We start from the raw sequence: 17,463 nt of genomic DNA, 5'->3' as shown, positions 1-17,463 counted from the left end.
CCCGAACGCACTCGAGCGGAGCAGCATTGAGAGGCAACCGTACCGCCGCATCGCGACCGTCCCGTGCCCGCGCCAGGAGCACGGCGATCGCCGCGTTCGTCGTGCTGGCCGCCATGGTCCCGGCCGCGGCCTCCGCCGCGGGCCCCCAGGAGATCGACGCCGAGTTGCCCTACGTCTGCGACCTCCCCTCGGGAGAGCGGGCGGCGACGGTGCGGATCTCGGCGGAGTTCCCGGACCGGGCGGAGCCGGGTGAGCCGATCTCGCCCACCGGTGTCACCACCACCGTGGAACTCCCGGCCGAGGCGGTCACGGACCTCGTCGCGCTCAAGGCGACCACCGTACGGGCCGCCACCCGGCTCACCGTCGGCGTCACCCAGGAGGAGGCCACGGCCGAGGCCGTCTGGCGCGGCACCGCGCAGCCGGTCGACCTTCCCGCATCCGGACCGCTGACGCTGACCGCGACGGGGAACGTCCCGTCGGTGACCGGGCGGGGCGACGGCGATCTGAGGTTCTCCGCCGGGAACCTCGCCGTCGACCTGGCGCTCGGCACGGCTGACGGGACCGCCGCCGATCCCGGGGCGCTGACCGTCGCGTGCTCCCCCGCCGGGAACACGCCCGAGGACGGGCTGCTGGCCACCGTGCCGGTCGGGAGGGACGCGGCGGAGCCGAGCGGCTCGCCGTCCGCGCCCGACGCCTCCTCCGGGACACCGGAACCGTCCTCCGGAACACCGCGGGACCGGCAGGGGGACCGGGCGCCGGAGGTGGCGGAGAACCCGGCCGGCTCCGCGGCGGGCCGCGAGGCGCCGCCCTGCGCCTACACCGAGGAGAACCCGTTCGAGCCCCTGTCGATGAACGCGTACATCACCGGCTACAGCAACGTGAGGAAACAGAAGGGCGCTTCGCTCCTGCCGGTGTCCTGCGTGCTGCTCGAGACGAAGGAGATGCTCGCCGAACCGGACGAGAACGGCAATTTCATCGTGACGATCAAGGCCGAGGGCGAGCTGCACCACGAGGGGCGCATGAGGACGCCCCCCTTCCGGGCCACCTTCCTCACCTTCGGATTCGTTCCGACGACGGCCACCATGGTGCTGGAACAGACCGGTCCGATGACCATCCGCTTCGACACCGTCTACATAGGGACGGACATCGAGGCGGAGACCTTCATCCGGGTCCCGCTGAAGCTCCGGATACTCGATCTCGAGGTCAACGGCACCGCCTTGGACGTCGGGGCCGGCTGCCGGACGGAGAAGCCGCTCCGCTCCGCCGAACCGGACCCCGCGAACCACCCCGGCGACCACTTGCTCCTGTACGGGAAGGGCGAGCAGAAGTACGCCGAGGACGCCACCGGCTACATGCTCCTCTCGGGCGGCCCGCTGACCGGCGAGGCGACCATCCCCGCCTTCACCGGCTGCGGCAGCAGCGGCGAGAACCTCGACCGCCTCCTCACCGCCTCCGTCTCCGGTCCCGGCAACCACATCAAGCAGATACAGGGACAGACGTGCACGCCGAGCGCTCCGGTGTTCGGAGACGAGAACGCCGCCGCCCAGTGCACCCGCGACCTGCAGCCCTACGTGATCCCCGTCCCCGAGCGCTGAGCCGCACTTCCTCCACCTCCACGAAAGGCATCGCCATGCCCACGCTCTCCACCCGCACCAGAGTCGCCACCGTCTCCGCCCTGACCGCGCTCGGCGCCCTCGCCTCCCTCGGCACCGCGACCGCCGCCGACCCCGCGCTGAACGGCGAGTGGGCCCCCTTCACCCGCTGTCCCGTGGACGCCCCGGCGATGCTGGCCGCCGACGGCCTCGCACAGACACCGCAGTGCGTGGTCTCCACCTCCGCCGGCGGTTCCATCAAGCTGGGCAAGACCACCGTGGTCACGGGGAAGACCAACCTCCAGATCGGCGTCGTCCAGAACGCGGACGGCACCAGCCGCGTCGTCGCCCCGCCCTCCGGCGCGCTCGTCGCCGACCCCGCCACCGTGCCCGGCGGCCTGCTCGGCCTGATGTGCCCGAGCGACATCCCGGTGATCACGGGCATCTGCGAGTCGCTCGAGAACTCCGCCCTCAACAAGATCACCGCCACCATGGAGTCCGTCGGCGCCCCCTACGCCTTCGACCAGACCGCGGGCGTCCTCACGGACATGCCCATCGTCGCCCTGCCGGTCCGCATCCACCTGGAGAACCCGCTCCTGGGCGGCAAGTGCTACATCGGAACGGCCTCCAATCCCATCCTCCTGCGCCCGGAGAACCGCAACTACCCGGACTTCGGGATGAGTTTCTTCCAGGGTGACGGCACCCTCGACGAGGCCGGCGAGATGAGCCGGATCAACCTCACCGGCGCCACCCAGAACGACAGCACCTTCGCGGTTCCCGGCGCCACCGGTTGCGGCCTGAACATCGGCCTGATCAACGCCGCGGTCAACGCGAAGACCGGGCTGCCCTCCGCCTCCGGGAACAACAGCCTGACCCTCAGCGACACCCGGACCCACCTCACCGGCCTCAACGCGCCCGGCACCGCCGCCCCCGAGGCCGGCAAGGTGCTCGCGGAGAACTGGCACTCCGCCGTCAGGTAACGGCCACGCGGCAGCGGTTCCCGGCCGTTACGGCGGCCGGCCCGTGCGGCGGTGAAGCAATTCTGCTCAAACCGTGTACACAGAAAGGAAGTTGATTTAGCTTCAGCTTTTCAGACCGGATGACCTGGTGGACCGGTCCGGGCGCCGTCCGCCGCCCGCCCGGACGACGCCCGCCCGGTCACCCCGCCGGACACGTCACAGAGCAAGGGGTGGCTCATGCCCTCGATCACACGGTCCCCGGAGGCCGGTGAACCGCTCGAGCCCTTACCCAGGAAGTTCGCCGCCTTCATACGACCGGAACTGCCGGGGCTGCTGAACGAGATACGCAGCGAGGTCACCCGCGCCTACCCGGTGTACGGCCGACTGCTCAACGGCCCGGACGGGGACGCGATCCGCCAGGGCGTGGAACAGGCCCTGGTCGCCTTCGTGGACCGGGTGGCCGATCCCGGCAGGAGCTCGGAACTGCGGGACGAACTACTGCGCAGGTTCGGCCGGGTGGAGGCCTACGAGGGCCGCGACCTGGAGACCCTGCAGGGCGCCTACCGGCTCGGCGCCCGCATCGCACTGCGCCGGGCCAAGTCGGTGGGGAGGCAGTACAACCTCTCCCCCGCCCTCATCCTGGCCTTCGCGGACGCCCTCTTCGCGTACGTCGAGGAACTGGAGGCGGTCACCCGCGAGGGGTATGCGGAGGTGCGGGAGCGGGCCGCGTCCGAAGTCTTCGCGGCACGAAGACAGTTACTGCACCTGATCCTGGCCTCGTCGCCGCTGCCCCAGACGACCGTCTCCGGACTGTGCGAGGCCGCCGCCTGGGAACTCCCCCGTACGTGCACCCTCGTCACCCTCCGCCCCCCGGTGCCGGGCCACATCCAGGCGGCTCTCGACGGCGACGTCCTCGCCGACCTCGACATCCCGCAGCCGCACCTGCTCGTCCCCGGGGACCTCACCCCGCAACGCCTCGCGATGCTCGGCACGGCCCTGTCCGGCACCCGTGCCGCGGCGGGCCTCACCGTACCGCTCGCACAGGCCGCCGACTCCTTCCGCTGGGCACGTCGCGTGCTCCAGTTCGTCGACGAGGGTGTGGTGCCCGACGCCCCGCTGGTCCGCTGCGAGGACCACCTGATCACACTGTGGCTGCTGTCCGACCCCGCCCTCGTCGACCACCTCGCGGCCCGTGAACTGGCTCCGCTCAGCGGGCTGCCCCCGAGCCGGCGCGATCGGCTCGTCGAGACGCTCCGGGTCCACGTCTCCACCCGGGCACCCGCCGAGCAGGTCGGCGAGATGCTGGGCGTCCACGCCCAGACCGTCCGCTACCGCCTGCGGAACCTGGACACCCACCTGGGCGACCGGCTCGCCGACCCCGACCACCGCTTCGCCATCGAGGTGGCACTCCGCTCGCTCCACCTGCGGGGCCACGACAGCGCGGAGTGACCCCCGAGGCAGTGACCACGAGGCCGGCGTGAGACCCCGTACGGGCCTCACGCCGACCGCATGCCGGCCTCATACGGGCCTTACGCCGGGTTCAGCCGCCACTGCTGACAGCCGTTGTCCAGCCAGGTCCACTGCCGTACGTCGGCGCCGTCCGCGGTGGAGCAGTCGGCGACGTCGGCGACCTTGCCGGTGGCCTGGTTGACGATACGGACGTGACCGCCGTCCGTCGCCACGAACCGGAACCGCTGGCAGGTGTTGTCCAGCCAGGTCCACTGCCGCAGGTCGGCGCCGTCGGCGGAGGAGCAGTTCTCGGTGTCGAGCACCTTGCCACTGGCGACGTTCACCAGCCGGTGGGTGTCGTCGCCGAGGTCCTCCAGGCGCCACCGCTGGTTGGCGCCGCCGTTGCAGGCGTACTGCTGCACATGGGCGCCGTCGGCGGACGAACTCCCCGCCAGATCCAGACACTTGCCGCTGTTGCGGTTGGTGATGGTGTAGGTGGTGGAGACGGTCGACGGCTCGCCGGAGGGCCCGGCGAGGCCCGCCCCGAGCCGCACGGGGGTACCGAAGTCCGGCGACCCGTCCGAGTTCCAGGTGAACTTCTGTGCCCGTGCCGTACGCCCGTTGTCGCACCCCTCGGACGCGGAGTCGTTGGCGTGGTAGACGATCCAGCTCTCCGTGCCGTCCGGCGAGGTGAAGAAGCCGTTGTGGCCGGGACCGTAGACGCCGTTGCCGTCACTGCGCTGGAAGACGGGCGTGGACTTCTTGGTCCAGGAGGAGGCGGAGGCCGGGTCGGAGCCGGTGAGGGTGAGCTGCCCGAGCTTGTAGTCGGGGGTCCAGCAGCCGCTCGCGGAGTAGACGAGGAAGGTGCGGCCGCCCCGCTGGAGGATCTCCGGGCCCTCGTTGACGGTGCCGCCCTGCCGTTCCCAGTCGTACGTGGGCGTGGAGACGGTCGAGAAGGACGAACTCACCGTGTACGGGTTCGACATGCGCGCGGCGACGATGTTCTGCGTGCCGTTGTGCGTGCTGCCGAAGAGATACAGCTGCCCGTTGACGGTGGCGACGGTGGGGTCCAGCATCCAGCCGGAGTTCAGCTGTCCCTTGTAGCTGTACGGCCCCATGGGGTCGGACCCGGCGCTCTCCAGGACGTGGCTGCGCTGGGTGGGGTTGTAGTCGGTGATGTTCTGCCCGGCGACGTAGTACAGGTACCAGCGGCCGTTGAGGTAGTGCAGTTCCGGCGCCCAGATGTTGCAGCACCGGGAGGCCGCGTCGCCCTGCCACACCTGCACGCTGGGGGCGGTGGCGAGGCCGCCGAGGGTGGGTGACTTGCGGAGGGTGATGACGTCGGTCCAGGACGTGCTGATCAGGTAGTAGTTCCCGTCGTGGCGGACGATCCAGGGGTCGGCGCCCTTCTGTGCCTTGACGGGGTTGGCGAAGGAGGCCGCCTGCGCGGACGACTGCCCGAGCGAGAGGGCGAGCAGCAGCGCGGCCAGCAGGGTCAGTAGGCGACGGGCCATCCGCTGCTCCAGTTCAGGAGGTTGATGCCGAGCTTGGGGGTGCCGTTGTCGTTGCCGTCGTAGTAGTGGTAGACGATCAGGTCCCCGTCGACGTCGTTCATGATCGACTGGCCGCCGGGGCCGATGACGCTGCCGTGCGACTCGAGTACGGGCGTGCCGCCGTTGTCCATCATCGAGACGCCGTTCCTGTCGCGGTACGGCCCGGTGACGCTGGTGGCGCGGCCGACCTTGACCTTGTAGGTGGAGCTGGTGCCGGCGCAGCAGGTGTCGTACGAGGCGAAGAGGTAGTAGTAGCCGTTCCGCTTGACGATGAACGGCGCCTCGACGGCCTTCGTCCCGGAGGGGCGGGAGGCGAGCGAGTAGCGGGTGGTGTGGGAGGAGAGCTGCTTCCCGGTGGAGGGGTCGATCCGGATCATCTTGATCCCGGTCCACCAACTGCCGAAGGACAGCCACCACTTGCCGTCGTCGTCGACGAAGAGGTTGGGGTCGATGGCGTTGTAGTCGCTGGAGGAGTTCGAGGTGTGGACGGTGCCGTAGTCGGTCCAGCTGCCCGGCTGTCCGGTGGTCGAGCCGGCCAGTCCGATGGCGGAGGTGTTCGAGCCGAACTTCGAGACGGAGTAGTACATCAGGTACTTGCCGCCGTGGTACGAGATGTCCGGCGCCCAGGCCTCCGGTACGGAGGAGTAGTTCCGCCACCAGCCCGGCCGGGACGAGAACGCGTCGGCTCCGGCCGAGAAGGCGGTGCGGTCGGTGGAGGTCTTGTTGCTGATGCCTCCGCCGGTGGCGTAGAGGAGGTACTGCCCGGAGGAGGTCCGGATCATCGACGGGTCGTGCGTGACGACGGACCCGGTGACGCGGCCGGGGTCGGGGTACGCCGATGCGGTGGTCGGCATCAGCGCCAGGAGGGCGGCGGTGGGGAGCGCGAGGAGCACGGTGCGTTTGCGGAGGGTGCGGCTCATACGGGGTTCTCCTTGCGGTGGGGGTGAGAGGGCCGTTCGGGATTCCGAACGGCGATCGCAAGTTCGAACGGACCGTAGAATCGAACCACTTCCGCGTCAATGACCCGCGCGGCACCGACATCCGGCGGCCGGGAAATCGCCCCCCTCGCCCACCCCTTTCGCCCCTCCTTGTCTCAGTGGTCGTTCTCCAGGTGCAGCCTGAGCAGGTCGACGCCGTAGTCGCCCCCGTTGGGGGTGCGGACGATCGTGTGGATGTGCCGCTGCGTGGGCGTCCCGCCCATGCCGCCGGGGCCGCCCCCGCCGTTCCCGTCGTCCCCGTCCTGGGACTCGTCGCCGTACGCCAGCGGGGACTGGGCGTCGTACTCGATGAGCACGACGGGGCTGTGCACGCGGTAGTAGAACGCGGAGGAGTCCTCGCTGTCCCCCATCCACAGGAACCAGGTGTCGTCGAGGTGTTCCTCCACCTCCTTCATCTTCACCTCGGCGTGTCCCTCGTCCATGTAGCCGACGTACACGCCGACGAGGTCGAGCAGCTTCCGCCGCTGGGCGGCGGTGAATCCGGAGGCGACCAGCCCTTCGTACGCCAGTTCCAGGTTGTCCTGACCCGCTCCCGCCTTCATGTCCATGCCGCCCTTCTCCTGGCCGGAGACGGCCTTCTTCCGCTGGGCGGTGGTCAGCGACCGCAGCAGCGCCAGGCCTGCCGTGGTCTCCTTCTCGAAGGTGGTGATCTTCTCGCCCTGGTAGGTGGCCGAGGTCGGCTCCGAACCCATGAAGGTCGGGGTCATCACCACCTGGTCGCCGAGCACGAAGTAGTTGATGGCCAGGTGATGGCCCTCGTACTGGAAGCCCCACGGCTTCGTGGTCGAAGGGGTGCCCATGAACGTGAAGTAGTAGTGCCCCTCGGTCAGCGTCTCCTTGCCGCCGCCGCTGTAGTCGCCCAGGAAGGCGTTGAGCTTCATGATGTCGCGCGACTGGGTGAGGCCGCCGGCGGACAGTGCCGCGCCGAGCAGCGCGTAGCCGAGGTCGCGCCGCTTGCTCGTCAGGTCGCCCATCCGCACGCCTTCGCGCTCGTAGCCGTCGACGTTGCTCCAGGCGAGCCATTCGTCGTCGTCGACGTCGAACACGGCGGACCGCCGCTCCTTGGCCGACAGGCCGTCGAGGAACGCCTGCGCCGCCTTCACCACCGCGTCGGTGGAGACGCCGGTGGAGTGGATCGCGTACAGGTCCTCGACGACCTCGCCGTCCGTGGTGACGCCCACGAAGTCGTCGTACTTCACCTCGGTCGCGCCGGGGCCCATACCGCCGGGACCGCCGCCGGGCATGCCGCTGGGGGCACCGCTCGGTGCGGCCGAGGCGGAACCGGCCGTACCGGACGAACCCGAGGAACAGCCGGTCATGGTCGCCACGGCGGCGGCCCCGCCGAGCAGCAGCGACCTGTTCATGAACCAGCGGCGGGTGCGCTCGGCCCGGGGGGGTGCGTGCTCTGTGTCCGTGCATGGGCGTGAGCGTGCCGCACGAACCCGGGAGCGAGCTGAGACGTCGCTGTCAGCGGGCCCTGGGCACCGGTCGGACGTCCCGGCGGTCACTCCCCGCCGGACAGGAGGCGGACGCGCTTGCGGTAGGACAGGACCGCCCCGACGGCGAAGACGGCGGGGAGGCCCACGCCCAGGACGACGAGGGGGGACAGGACCGTCTCCAGCGGCCCGGGGACGTCCGCGAACAGCGGGACGAACATCAGCACCATCAGCGGGACGAACGACAGCATCGCCCACGCGAAACCGGACATCAGCGCCAGCCTGCGCGCCTCGCCGCGTTCGATGCGGCGGGCGACGTCGGGCGACCGCGTCCAGTCCTCACCGCGCAGTTCCTCCCACGCGGCGCGCAGCACGCCGACCTCGCGCTCCAGGTCCACGGTCGCGTCGTCCAGGTACATCAGCGGCACCCGTCTGCCGTCGGCCCGGTAGGCGTACGAGACGAAGTCGGTCCGCGCCGGGCCCTGCTGGGCGCCCGCACCGGGGTTGACCTCGACCCGGATGTCCTGGATCTCCCCCCAGGCCAGTCGCCGCGTGCCCACGAAGCCCCTGACCCGGATGCCCTTGAGGTCCGCGGTGGTGGAGGCGCGGAGGGAAGCGGTGACGAGCCAGGCGAAGAGCGCGAAGAGGGGAAGGGCGATCGACCACTTCACCGGGGCGGAGAGGTCCTCCGCGGTCCGGAGGGGAAGCATGCCGAGCACGCTCGTCACCCCCACGGCGGCCACGACGCCGGTGGCCCGTCCCCGGCTGATCCGGTACTCACGCGGCAATGACCGAGCACTCATCCCATCCACCCCCGGCTCCTGCGGCGCAGACCGCCGCGCACACACGTGCGAAGAAAGTGTGGAGCTTCAACTCGCGCCACAGCAAGGGTTGTTGAGTCATGCAGTCGAAGCGGGCGGGCCCGCGCGTCCGCGCCGGCCCGCCCGCGCACCGGCGGCCGGTCAGCCCTGCGGGCACTCCTTCCACGCGAGGTGGTACACGGTGCTGATGTCCCCGTCCGTGGAGTCCATGGTCATGAAGCTGACCTCGTCGGAGGACGAGCTGCCCGCGCTCACCCGCAGCTCCGTGTTGATGTTGAAGTTGCGCTGGACCCCGCAGGGCGCGTAGACCAGCTGGGCCCAGTCGGTCTCGTCCGTGGCCTGCCAGTTGTCGTCGTAGGGGCCCGCGAAGGGGTGGCTGCGGTACTCCGTGTTCGGGGAGCCCTGGAAGTAGTACGACGCCCGCTGCGTCCCCCTCGCGCCGGGCTGGAGCGAGGCGAAGCCCCGGTAGTCGGCGCTGGCGATGGCGTAGGTGAAGCCCTGGGGGACGTGCACCAGCAGGCTGAGCTGGCAGTTCTTGCGGAAGGCCGTGGGGTCGGAGTCCCCGCCGGCCTGGGCGAGGTAGTCGCTGTACGTCACGGTGAAGGCGGTGTTGTCCGCGGAGACGGCGACCGCGGCGGTGCCCTGGGGGCAGCCGGAACCGTTCACTGTGGCGACCTTGATGACGATCTTGTCCGGCGGCGGGTCCTCGAAACCGGTCGGCGGGTCGTGCGCGGGTAACGCGGCGGCGAGGAGCGCGGCCGCCGCCGCACCGAGAAGCATTCCACCTGCCATGGTTCTCCATCCTTCGGTGGGGGGTGATTGAAGCGTCATGTACATGCCAATAAGGCGCGCACATGTGCTCCCGGTCTCGTGAAGGAGGCATGAAGGTGCGGTGAAGGCCGGGAGCGCTCGCATCGTACGAAGCCCCGCGACCGGCGGACAGGGCGAACTCCGGCCATTCACTTCCGTCACACGAAAACGGGAGGAAACAGGCGTACCGGAACCCTCACGTGAACGTGGAGGCGCCGGTTCATGGACAATGGCCCACCGGCACCCCGTGTGGCAGTACAAGCAGGAGGCGCTCCCTTGGAGCTCAGCAGGCGTACCTTCACCGCCCTGGCCGGTACGGCGGCGCTCGGTCTCGCGCTGGCCGGCAGCGGCGGGGCGGCGACCGGCGCGCACGGACCGCGCGGCGTGCCGACGGGTCCGCCGCCCCCTCCCCCGAGCGCGGACGGCAGGCGGCACCGGATCGGCCACGACCGGTACTCGCTGCTGGTCGACGGCCGGCGCCTGGTGCTGTGGTCCGGCGAGCTGCACCCCTTCCGGCTGCCCAGCCCGTCCCTGTGGCGGGACGTGCTGCAGAAGCTGCGCGCGGCCGGGTGCAACGCGGTCGGCGTCCCCGTGCCGTGGAACTACCACTCCCCCGCGCCCGGGACGTACGACTTCACCGGCGTGCGGGACCTGGACCTCTTCCTGACCATGGCCGCCGAGGAGCGGCTGTACGTCATCCTGCGTCCCGGCCCGTACCTCGGCTCCGCCGATCTCGACGCCGGCGGCCTCCCCGGGTGGCTGACGGCCACCGGGGGCCGCTCCCGCATCGCCGACCCGGAGTACCTGCGCCACGTCGACGAGTGGCTGAGCGCCGTCGACCGCATCGCCGTCCGGCATCTGTTCACCGCGGGCGGCGGCACCGTGCTGCTGTACCGGTTCGAGGACGGGTTCGAGGTCTTCGCCGACGAGCCGGCCGGACGGGCCTACCTGACCCGCCTGTACGACAGGGCGCGCGCCGACCGCATCGACGTACCGCTCTTCCACGCGGACGGGCGCCTCGGCCGGCAGGCACCCGGAATGCTCGCCGGGGCGGCCGGCGGGGCGGCCGATCCGTGGGGCGGGGCCACCTCCGGCGGCAAGGGGTACGCGCAGGTGCGGCGGACGCACGACGCGGCCCGCGAGCGGCGCGAGCGCCTCGCGAGCCTCGCCGACGGCGTCACGGTGCACAACGTCCGCGTGGCGTTCGGCGGGACCTCGTGGGGCTGGCTGCCCGCGCCGGGCGTCTACACCTCGTACGACCACGGGGCGGCGATCGACGAGGGCCGCCGGCCGACGCCGAAGCTGGCCGCGCTCCAGCAGCTCGGCCATCTGCTGCGGACCGTGCCGGACCTCGCCCGGCTGGACCCGGCGAAGGAGGTACGGGCCGAGGACGACCGGCTGAAGGTGCGCCACCTGGCCAACCCCGACACCGGCGCCCAGGTGTACGTCCTGCACAACGACTCCGCGGAGCCGGTCGGCTCGATGCTGCCGGGCACCGGCATCGACGTGCCGGTCACCGTCGGCGCCCACGACGCCAAGCTGCTCACCACAGGCCTGGAACTGGGCCGGCGGAAACTGGCGTACACCACCGCGCAGCCCATGCTGAACATGACCGTCGGGCGGCAGGACATCGCCCTGTTCACGGGCCGCGCCGGTGAGACGGCGCAGGTCGCGCTGGACTGCGACACCGAGCCGGTCACCAGCCGGCTGGACGACGAGCCCGGATGGTCCTACGACCGGGGCAGGCTGAACATCGTGGTGCCGCTCGGAGTGGGCGGGCTGAGCAGGGTGCTGATCGAGGGCGGGGACTCCGAGACGCCCCTGATGCTGCTGTTCGCCGACGACGCGACGGCGCTGCACCTGTGGCCGTACGAGACCCCGTCCGGCCCGCTGCTGGCCTACGGCCCGGCGCTGCTCCGCTCGGTCACCCTGCGCGGCTCCACCGCCCACCTCGTCGGCGACCACGTCGGCGGGATGGGCCTGGAGGTGTGGGCACCGCGCGGGATCACCGCCGTGACCTGGAACGGGCGGCCGGTGCGCACCCGTGTCAGCCGGGCCGGGAGCCTGGTGATGGAGGAGCTGATGCCGGACGTGCCCGAGGTGCGGCTGCCCGCGCTGAGGGGCTGGCGGAGGCAGGTGGAGAACCCGGAGGCCGAGGCCGGTTTCGACGACTCGGCGTGGCCGGTCGCCGGCCTCACGTCGTCGCACAGCAGCACGCCCGTGCCCGGGGGCGGTCCCGTCCTCTTCGCGGACGACTACGGATTCCACCACGGCGACGTCTGGTACCGGGGCCGGTTCGAGGACACGCGCGGTGTCGCGTCCGTGTCGCTGTCCTACAGCACCGGTACGCAGGGACTGCTGATGGCCTGGCTGGACGGCCGCCCCCTGGGCACGCACCGCATGCCGGTGCCGGACGCGGACACGGCCCGGCGGGGCACGTGGACGGCGACGGCCTCCTTCGACGTGCCCGAGAAGCGGCGCGAGCGGGGCCCGCACGTGCTGTCGGTGCTCGTACGGCCGATGCAGCACGACGGGGACGAGCGGGCGCAGGGCACGCACAAGGCCGCGCGCGGGCTGGTGGCCGTCGGCTTCGGGGGCCGCTCCCGGGACGTGGAGTGGCGGATCCAGGGCGCCGCGGCACCGGACCGGGTGCGCGGGCCGCTGAACAACGGCGGACTGTACGGGGAGCGGGAGGGCTGGCACCTGCCCGGGTTCGACGACCGGGAGTGGCGGACCGCGGATTTCCCGCGGGAGGTGCGGCGGCAGGGGGTGACCTGGTGCCGGACGGGCTTCCGGCTGAACGTGCCCGCCGACGTGGACGCCTCGGTCGGGCTCACGATCGACGACGACCCGGAGCGCGCCTACCGGGTCCAGATCTTCCTCAACGGCTGGAACATGGGCCAGTACATCAACGATGTGGGCCCCCAGCACACCTTCGTCCTGCCGAACGGGATCCTGCGCACACGGGGGACCAACACACTGGCCCTGGCGGTGCTGTCCGACGGGACCACCCCCTCGGGCCCGCGTGATGTGCGGCTGACGCTGCTGGGCGCGGTGCGGGGCGGGGTGCCGGTGGAGGCGGTGGACTCACCCGGGAGACGGCCCGGCGGGTGAGCCCACCGCCGGGCGGCTCACGCCAGCCGGATCACGTTCCAGGACAGCGGCTCCAGTACGGCGGAGAGCCGGCCGCCGTCCAGGGCCGTGCCGTCGACCGGGTGCGGGACGACCCGCTCGGGCTCGGCGAGGGTGTTGCGGGCGTCGGGGTCGGCGTCCGCGAGGGCGCTGTGCTCGACGACCGAGGTGAGGCCGAGGCCGCTCAGGGCGACGTCCAGCGGCAGCGGCTCGGTGCGGCTGCGGTTGACGGCGAACACGGTGACCGTGCCGTCCCCGGCGCGCACGGCGGTGGCGTGCAGCAGGTCGGCCTCGCCGTACCTCTTCGTCTCGTACGTCGGTGAGTCCACGCGGACGTCGAGCACCTCGCCGCGGCCGTACTTCGAGGCCTGGGCGAACGGGAAGAACGTCGTCTGCCGCCAGGCCGGGCCGCCGGGCTCGGTCATGATCGGGGCGATCACGTTGACGAGCTGGGCGAGGCAGGCGACGGTGACGCGGTCGGCGTGCCGGAGCAGGGCGATCAGGAGCGAGCCGAAGACGACCGCGTCCATGACGCTGTAGTTGTCCTCCAGGAGGCGGGGCGCCTCGGGCCAGTCCAGGGCGCTCACCTCGGCCTGGGTCCTGGTCATGTACCAGACGTTCCACTCGTCGAAGGAGAGGTTGATCCTCTTCTTGGACTTCAGGCGGGCGCCGACGTGGTCGCAGGTGGCGACCACGTTCTCGATGAAGGACTCCATGTCGACGGCGGAGGCGAGGAAGGAGTCGACGTCGCCGTCGAGCGGCTCGTAGTAGGCGTGCAGGGAGATGTGGTCGACCAGGTCGTACGTCTCCTTGAGGACCGTCGCCTCCCACTCGGCGAAGGTCTCCATGGACTGGCCGGAGGAGCCGCAGGCGACGAGCTCGACACCGGGGTCGATCTGGCGCATGGCGCGGGCGGTCTCGGCGGCGATCCGGCCGTACTCCTCGGCGGTCTTGTGGCCGGTCTGCCAGGGGCCGTCCATCTCGTTGCCCAGGCACCACAGGCGGATGCCGAACGGGTCCTTGTCGCCGTGTTCGACGCGCAGGTCCGACAGGGCGGTGCCGGAGGGGTGGTTGGCGTACTCCTGGAGCTCCAGGGCCTCGGCGACGCCCCGGGTGCCGAGGTTGACGGCCATCATGGGCTCGGCCCGGGGGCCGATCTTCCTCAGGAACGCGATGTACTCGGAGAGGCCGAAGCGGTTGGTCTCGGTGGAGCGCCAGGCAAGGTCGAGGCGGCGGGGGCGGTCCTCGACGGGGCCCACCGAGTCCTCCCACTTGTAGCCGGAGACGAAGTTGCCGCCGGGGTAGCGGACTGCGGTGACGCCGAGTTCCCTGACGAGGTCCAGGACGTCCGTGCGGAGGCCCTCCGCGTCCGCGGTGGGGTGGTCCGGTTCGAAGATGCCGGTGTACACGCAGCGGCCCAGGTGTTCTACGAACGATCCGAAGAGACGGGGGTTCACCTCACCTACGGTGAAGGCGGGATCCAGGGTGAAACGGGCGGTGCGCATGGGTTCCTTTCGCTGCGTTCTCGGGTGCGGGTGCGTGGTGGCCGGCTTCGTCACTGGCCGGCCAGGCCGGTGTGGGCGACGCCCGCCACGATCTGGCGCTGGAAGAAGACGAAGACGACGATCAGGGGCAGGCCCGCCATGAGGCCGCCGGCCATGAGCTGGGCCCACTGGATGCCGTAGGAGTTCATGACGGTCGCGATGCCGTTCGGCATGGTCATCAGGTCGGGGTTGTTGGTGACCATGTAGGGCCACAGGAAGTTGTTCCAGGAGCTGATGAAGGTGAAGATGCCGACGGCCGCGAGGGAGGGGCGGGAGAGCGGCACGATGATGGTGAGGAAGACGCGCCAGCGGCCGGCGCCGTCGATGAAGGCGGCCTCCTCCAGTTCGCGCGGGACGCCCTGGAAGAACTTGTAGAGGATGTAGACCATCGCGGCGGGCGCGCACTGCGGCAGGATCATGCCCCAGTAGGTGTCGACCATGCCCATCTGCTGGACGGTGGTGAACAGGGGGACGCCGAGCACGGCCGGGGAGACCATGAGGCCGGCCATCACCACACCCAGCAGGACGTGCTTGCCGCGGAACTCGGTGCGGGCGAAGCCGTATCCGGCGAGGGCGCTGGTCACCAGCACGATCGCCGTCACGCACACGGACACCACCAGCGAGTTCACGAACCAGTTGGTGATGTTGCCGGTCTCGAAGATCGCCGTCCACGCCTGGCCGGTCCACTCCTCGGGCAGCCAGTGCGTCGGTACCTCGACGGCCTCGGTCTCCGACTTGAGGGAGGTGAACAGGGCCCAGGCGAGCGGGGCGAGGAAGACGGCGGAGACGGCGGTGCCGAGGAGGGTGAGGACGATCTGACCGGGTGTCCAGGTGCTGCGGGGCTTGACCCGTGTCCGCTGTGCGGCGGTGGTCATCGGCCGCCCTCCTCACGGTTGCGCAGCAGCCACATCCGGGCGAGGGCGACGGCCGCGATGATCACGAAGAAGATGATGGAGATGGCGGAGGCGTAGCCCACGCGGTAGCTGGTGAAGCCCTCTTCGAGGGTGTACTGCACGAAGGTGCGGGTCGAGCCCTCCGGGCCGGGCAGGAAGTCCATCATCACCACGGCCTGGTCGAAGACCTGGAGCGAGGCGAGGATCTGCAGGGCGACGACCAGGCCGGTGATGTTGCGCAGCATCGGCAGGGTGATGCGGACCATGCGGTGCCAGGCGTTCGCGCCGTCGAGTTCGGCGGCCTCGTAGAGGTGGGCGGGGATGCCCTGGAGGGCGGCGAGGTAGAGCAGGAAGCTGAAGCCGACGGTCCACCACAGGGTGGTGATGACGATGGCGAGCATGGCGTACGACTTGTCGGTCAGCCAGGGTGTCTCGATGCCGAAGACATGGTTGATCATGCCGGTGCCGGGGTTGAACAGCCACTGCCAGAGGTTGGCGGCGACGGTGGACGGCAGCAGGAACGGCAGGAAGAAGCAGAGCCGCCACAGCCACTTCCCGCGCTCGATGTGGTGGGCGAGCATGGCGAGGAGGAAGGCGAGGACGGTGATGCAGGGGACGACCAGGAGCGTGAAGTAGGCGCTGTGGCCGAGTGATTCCCACACCAGGGGGTCGTCGAGGGCCTCGCGGTAGTTGTCGAGGCCGACGAAGCTCGCGCCGTCGCCGGAGATGTTGGCGTCGGTGAAACTGAGGTAGAGGCCGCGCAGCAGCGGCCAGATCACGAAGAGCGCGAACAGCGCGAGGAACGGGGCGATGAACCAGCCGCCGTGCTGGAAGCCCTGCTTGCGGCGGACGGTGGCGCTGTCGGCGGCGGTCGTGGCGCGTGCCGGGCGGATGACGGTCCCGGCGCTGGTCGTCGTCATGCGACGGCACCTCCCTGTGCGGCGGTGCGGCCGTCCATGGGGTTCTTCGAGGCGAGGAGCGTGGTGAGTTCGCTCTTCATCCGGCGGGCGACGGTGTCGGGCTCGGCGGAGCCCATCGTGGAGGAGACGACGAGGGGGCCGACGCGCTGGGCGAGGATGCCGGTGGAGCCGGCGAACCACACCTTGGGCTCGGTGGCCTGGTGGTCCATCGCGGAGACGTACTCGCTCTGCGGCTGGAGCCTGCGGTAGGCGTCCGTGGTGAGGGTGGGTGTGTAGGCGGGGATGTGTCCGCCGGCGGCCCACTGCCGGGCGTGCCGGACGATGTAGGCGGCGAGCCGGTGGGCGGCCTCATCGGTGGCGCCGCCGCGGCCGGACTGGTGCGGGAGCACGAAGGCGTGCGACTCGGCGTGGGTGGCCTGCTTGCCGAAGACGGGCGGCAGGGGCGTCGCCCCGTACTCGACCTTCGCGGCGTCGAAGACCGGCACCGACCAGTTGCCCTCCCAGGCGAAGGGGGCGCCGTTGACGAACTGTTCGGCGCCCGCGCCGCCGCCGAAGTTCGGGTCGGCGTACCCGTCGGTGATGTGGCGGCGGAGGAACTCCAGGACCTGGGTGGCCTTGCCGGTGTCGAAGGTGACCCCGGTGTTGGTGTCGTCGAACCAGGTGCCGCCGAGCTGGGTGTAGAAGGCGACGAAGAACCACCACTGGAAGTTCTGGTCGTTGAGCCACAGGCCGATGGTCTGCAGGCCCTTCCTGGTGGCCTTCCTGGCCTCCTTCAGGACGTCGAACCACTGGTCGGCCGACGTCACCCGGACCATTCTGCCGTCGGCGTCGAGCAGGCCGGCCTTCCTCAGCACGTCCTTGCGGTAGAAGCAGAGCTGGACGTGGATGTCGAGGGGGAGGGCGTAGAGCCTGCCGTCGACGACGGCGCGTTTCCACAGCTCGGGGTTGAAGTCGGCTTCCTTGACGCCGTACTTGGCGAGCAGCTCCACGTCCCAGGGGTCGAGGAGGCGGCCGGGTGAGAAGCCGGTGACGCGGCCCAGGTGCATGACGCCGAGATCGGGTGCGCGGTTGCCCGCCGCGGCCATGGCGAGCTTGGTGTAGAAGGGGCTGCCCCACTGGAGGGTGGAGTCCTTCACCTCGATGCCAGGGTTGTCCTCGCGGAAGGAGTCCAGCATCGCGATCATGTTGTATCCGTCGCCGCCGCTGAAGAGGTTCCAGTAGCGCACGCGGGTGTCCGCGCCGGAGGCGAGCGCGTCGGCCCCGGTCCCGAGCGCCGCGAAGCCGAAGCTTCCGGCGACGGTCAGCCCGCCCAGTCCGGTGAGGAGTTGCCTGCGATTCAGGCCAGGTCGTCCCATG

General features: G+C 70.7%; 13 protein-coding genes. 4 read left to right on the top strand and 9 right to left on the bottom strand.

Annotated features, from left to right (window positions below; all coding sequences use genetic code 11):
- Positions 1–26: 26 nt before the first annotated feature.
- The 3 genes from ACF1DX_RS02960 (at position 27) to ACF1DX_RS02950 (ending at position 4,000) form a co-directional block, all read left to right on the top strand.
- Positions 27–1,595 (top strand): DUF6801 domain-containing protein, encoded by a 1,569-nt coding sequence (locus tag ACF1DX_RS02960; protein ID WP_391789467.1) that lies wholly within the window; start codon positions 27–29, stop codon positions 1,593–1,595.
- A 35-nt stretch (positions 1,596–1,630) separates the two neighbouring features.
- Positions 1,631–2,572, top strand: coding sequence for a hypothetical protein (locus tag ACF1DX_RS02955; protein ID WP_391789466.1), 942 nt, complete (start codon positions 1,631–1,633; stop codon positions 2,570–2,572).
- Positions 2,573–2,788: 216 nt separating this feature from the next.
- Positions 2,789–4,000, top strand: coding sequence for a helix-turn-helix domain-containing protein (locus ACF1DX_RS02950; RefSeq protein ID WP_391789465.1), 1,212 nt, complete (start codon positions 2,789–2,791; stop codon positions 3,998–4,000).
- A gap of 80 nt (positions 4,001–4,080) precedes the next feature.
- Here ACF1DX_RS02950 and ACF1DX_RS02945 read toward each other — a convergent pair whose 3' ends face one another.
- The 5 genes from ACF1DX_RS02945 to ACF1DX_RS02925 all read right to left on the bottom strand — a co-directional run bounded on the left by ACF1DX_RS02945 (position 4,081) and on the right by ACF1DX_RS02925 (position 9,600).
- A complete protein-coding gene (locus tag ACF1DX_RS02945) occupies positions 4,081–5,514 on the bottom strand; it encodes a family 43 glycosylhydrolase (protein WP_391789464.1) in 1,434 nt (477 codons plus the stop codon).
- The gene (locus ACF1DX_RS02940; protein ID WP_391789463.1) at positions 5,496–6,473 is read right to left on the bottom strand and encodes an arabinan endo-1,5-alpha-L-arabinosidase; all 978 of its coding nucleotides are present in this window, start codon (positions 6,471–6,473) and stop codon (positions 5,496–5,498) included. Before ACF1DX_RS02940 ends, ACF1DX_RS02945 begins: the two co-directional genes overlap by 19 nt.
- Before the next feature lie 173 nt (positions 6,474–6,646).
- On the bottom strand, positions 6,647–7,915 hold the full coding sequence (locus tag ACF1DX_RS02935) for a DUF3500 domain-containing protein (RefSeq protein WP_391789462.1): 1,269 nt from the start codon (positions 7,913–7,915) through the stop codon (positions 6,647–6,649).
- Between the two features lie 140 nt (positions 7,916–8,055).
- On the bottom strand, positions 8,056–8,790 hold the full coding sequence (locus tag ACF1DX_RS02930) for a PH domain-containing protein (protein WP_391789461.1): 735 nt from the start codon (positions 8,788–8,790) through the stop codon (positions 8,056–8,058).
- Positions 8,791–8,949: 159 nt separating this feature from the next.
- On the bottom strand, positions 8,950–9,600 hold the full coding sequence (locus ACF1DX_RS02925) for a DUF4360 domain-containing protein (RefSeq protein WP_391789460.1): 651 nt from the start codon (positions 9,598–9,600) through the stop codon (positions 8,950–8,952).
- A gap of 294 nt (positions 9,601–9,894) precedes the next feature.
- On the opposite strand from ACF1DX_RS02925, the gene ACF1DX_RS02920 reads away from it, so the two are divergent.
- The gene (locus tag ACF1DX_RS02920; protein WP_391789459.1) at positions 9,895–12,732 is read left to right on the top strand and encodes a beta-galactosidase; all 2,838 of its coding nucleotides are present in this window, start codon (positions 9,895–9,897) and stop codon (positions 12,730–12,732) included.
- Positions 12,733–12,749: 17 nt separating this feature from the next.
- On the opposite strand, the gene ACF1DX_RS02915 is transcribed toward ACF1DX_RS02920, so the two are convergent.
- From ACF1DX_RS02915 to ACF1DX_RS02900, 4 genes are read right to left on the bottom strand one after another with little or no spacing between them, the layout of a single operon-like run.
- A complete protein-coding gene (locus ACF1DX_RS02915; protein ID WP_391789458.1) occupies positions 12,750–14,255 on the bottom strand; it encodes an alpha-N-arabinofuranosidase in 1,506 nt (501 codons plus the stop codon).
- Positions 14,256–14,305: 50 nt separating this feature from the next.
- On the bottom strand, positions 14,306–15,169 hold the full coding sequence (locus ACF1DX_RS02910) for a carbohydrate ABC transporter permease (RefSeq protein ID WP_391789457.1): 864 nt from the start codon (positions 15,167–15,169) through the stop codon (positions 14,306–14,308).
- Positions 15,166–16,107, bottom strand: coding sequence for a carbohydrate ABC transporter permease (locus tag ACF1DX_RS02905; protein WP_391789456.1), 942 nt, complete (start codon positions 16,105–16,107; stop codon positions 15,166–15,168). Before ACF1DX_RS02905 ends, ACF1DX_RS02910 begins: the two co-directional genes overlap by 4 nt.
- On the bottom strand, positions 16,104–17,462 hold the full coding sequence (locus ACF1DX_RS02900; protein WP_391789455.1) for an extracellular solute-binding protein: 1,359 nt from the start codon (positions 17,460–17,462) through the stop codon (positions 16,104–16,106). Before ACF1DX_RS02900 ends, ACF1DX_RS02905 begins: the two co-directional genes overlap by 4 nt.
- Position 17,463: the final 1 nt, after the last annotated feature.

It is taken from the genome of Streptomyces sp. NPDC014676, from assembly GCF_043084105.1.
In the GTDB taxonomy this organism is placed as follows: domain Bacteria; phylum Actinomycetota; class Actinomycetes; order Streptomycetales; family Streptomycetaceae; genus Streptomyces.
The sequence above is the reverse complement of the archived record's forward strand: the minus strand, read 5'-3'. Positions and strand labels throughout refer to the sequence as shown.

Excerpts from the sequence above, each read along its gene's own strand:
- ACF1DX_RS02955 (WP_391789466.1), top strand. The coding sequence starts at position 1,631 with ATGCCCACGCTCTCCACCCGCACCAGAGTCGCCACCGTCTCCGCCCTG.
- ACF1DX_RS02950 (WP_391789465.1), top strand. The coding sequence starts at position 2,789 with ATGCCCTCGATCACACGGTCCCCGGAGGCCGGTGAACCGCTCGAGCCC.
- ACF1DX_RS02945 (WP_391789464.1), bottom strand. The coding sequence starts at position 5,514 with ATGGCCCGTCGCCTACTGACCCTGCTGGCCGCGCTGCTGCTCGCCCTC.
- ACF1DX_RS02940 (WP_391789463.1), bottom strand. The coding sequence starts at position 6,473 with ATGAGCCGCACCCTCCGCAAACGCACCGTGCTCCTCGCGCTCCCCACC.
- ACF1DX_RS02935 (WP_391789462.1), bottom strand. The coding sequence starts at position 7,915 with ATGAACAGGTCGCTGCTGCTCGGCGGGGCCGCCGCCGTGGCGACCATG.
- ACF1DX_RS02930 (WP_391789461.1), bottom strand. The coding sequence starts at position 8,790 with ATGAGTGCTCGGTCATTGCCGCGTGAGTACCGGATCAGCCGGGGACGG.
- ACF1DX_RS02925 (WP_391789460.1), bottom strand. The coding sequence starts at position 9,600 with ATGGCAGGTGGAATGCTTCTCGGTGCGGCGGCGGCCGCGCTCCTCGCC.
- ACF1DX_RS02915 (WP_391789458.1), bottom strand. The coding sequence starts at position 14,255 with ATGCGCACCGCCCGTTTCACCCTGGATCCCGCCTTCACCGTAGGTGAG.
- ACF1DX_RS02910 (WP_391789457.1), bottom strand. The coding sequence starts at position 15,169 with ATGACCACCGCCGCACAGCGGACACGGGTCAAGCCCCGCAGCACCTGG.
- ACF1DX_RS02905 (WP_391789456.1), bottom strand. The coding sequence starts at position 16,107 with ATGACGACGACCAGCGCCGGGACCGTCATCCGCCCGGCACGCGCCACG.
- ACF1DX_RS02900 (WP_391789455.1), bottom strand. The coding sequence starts at position 17,462 with ATGGGACGACCTGGCCTGAATCGCAGGCAACTCCTCACCGGACTGGGC.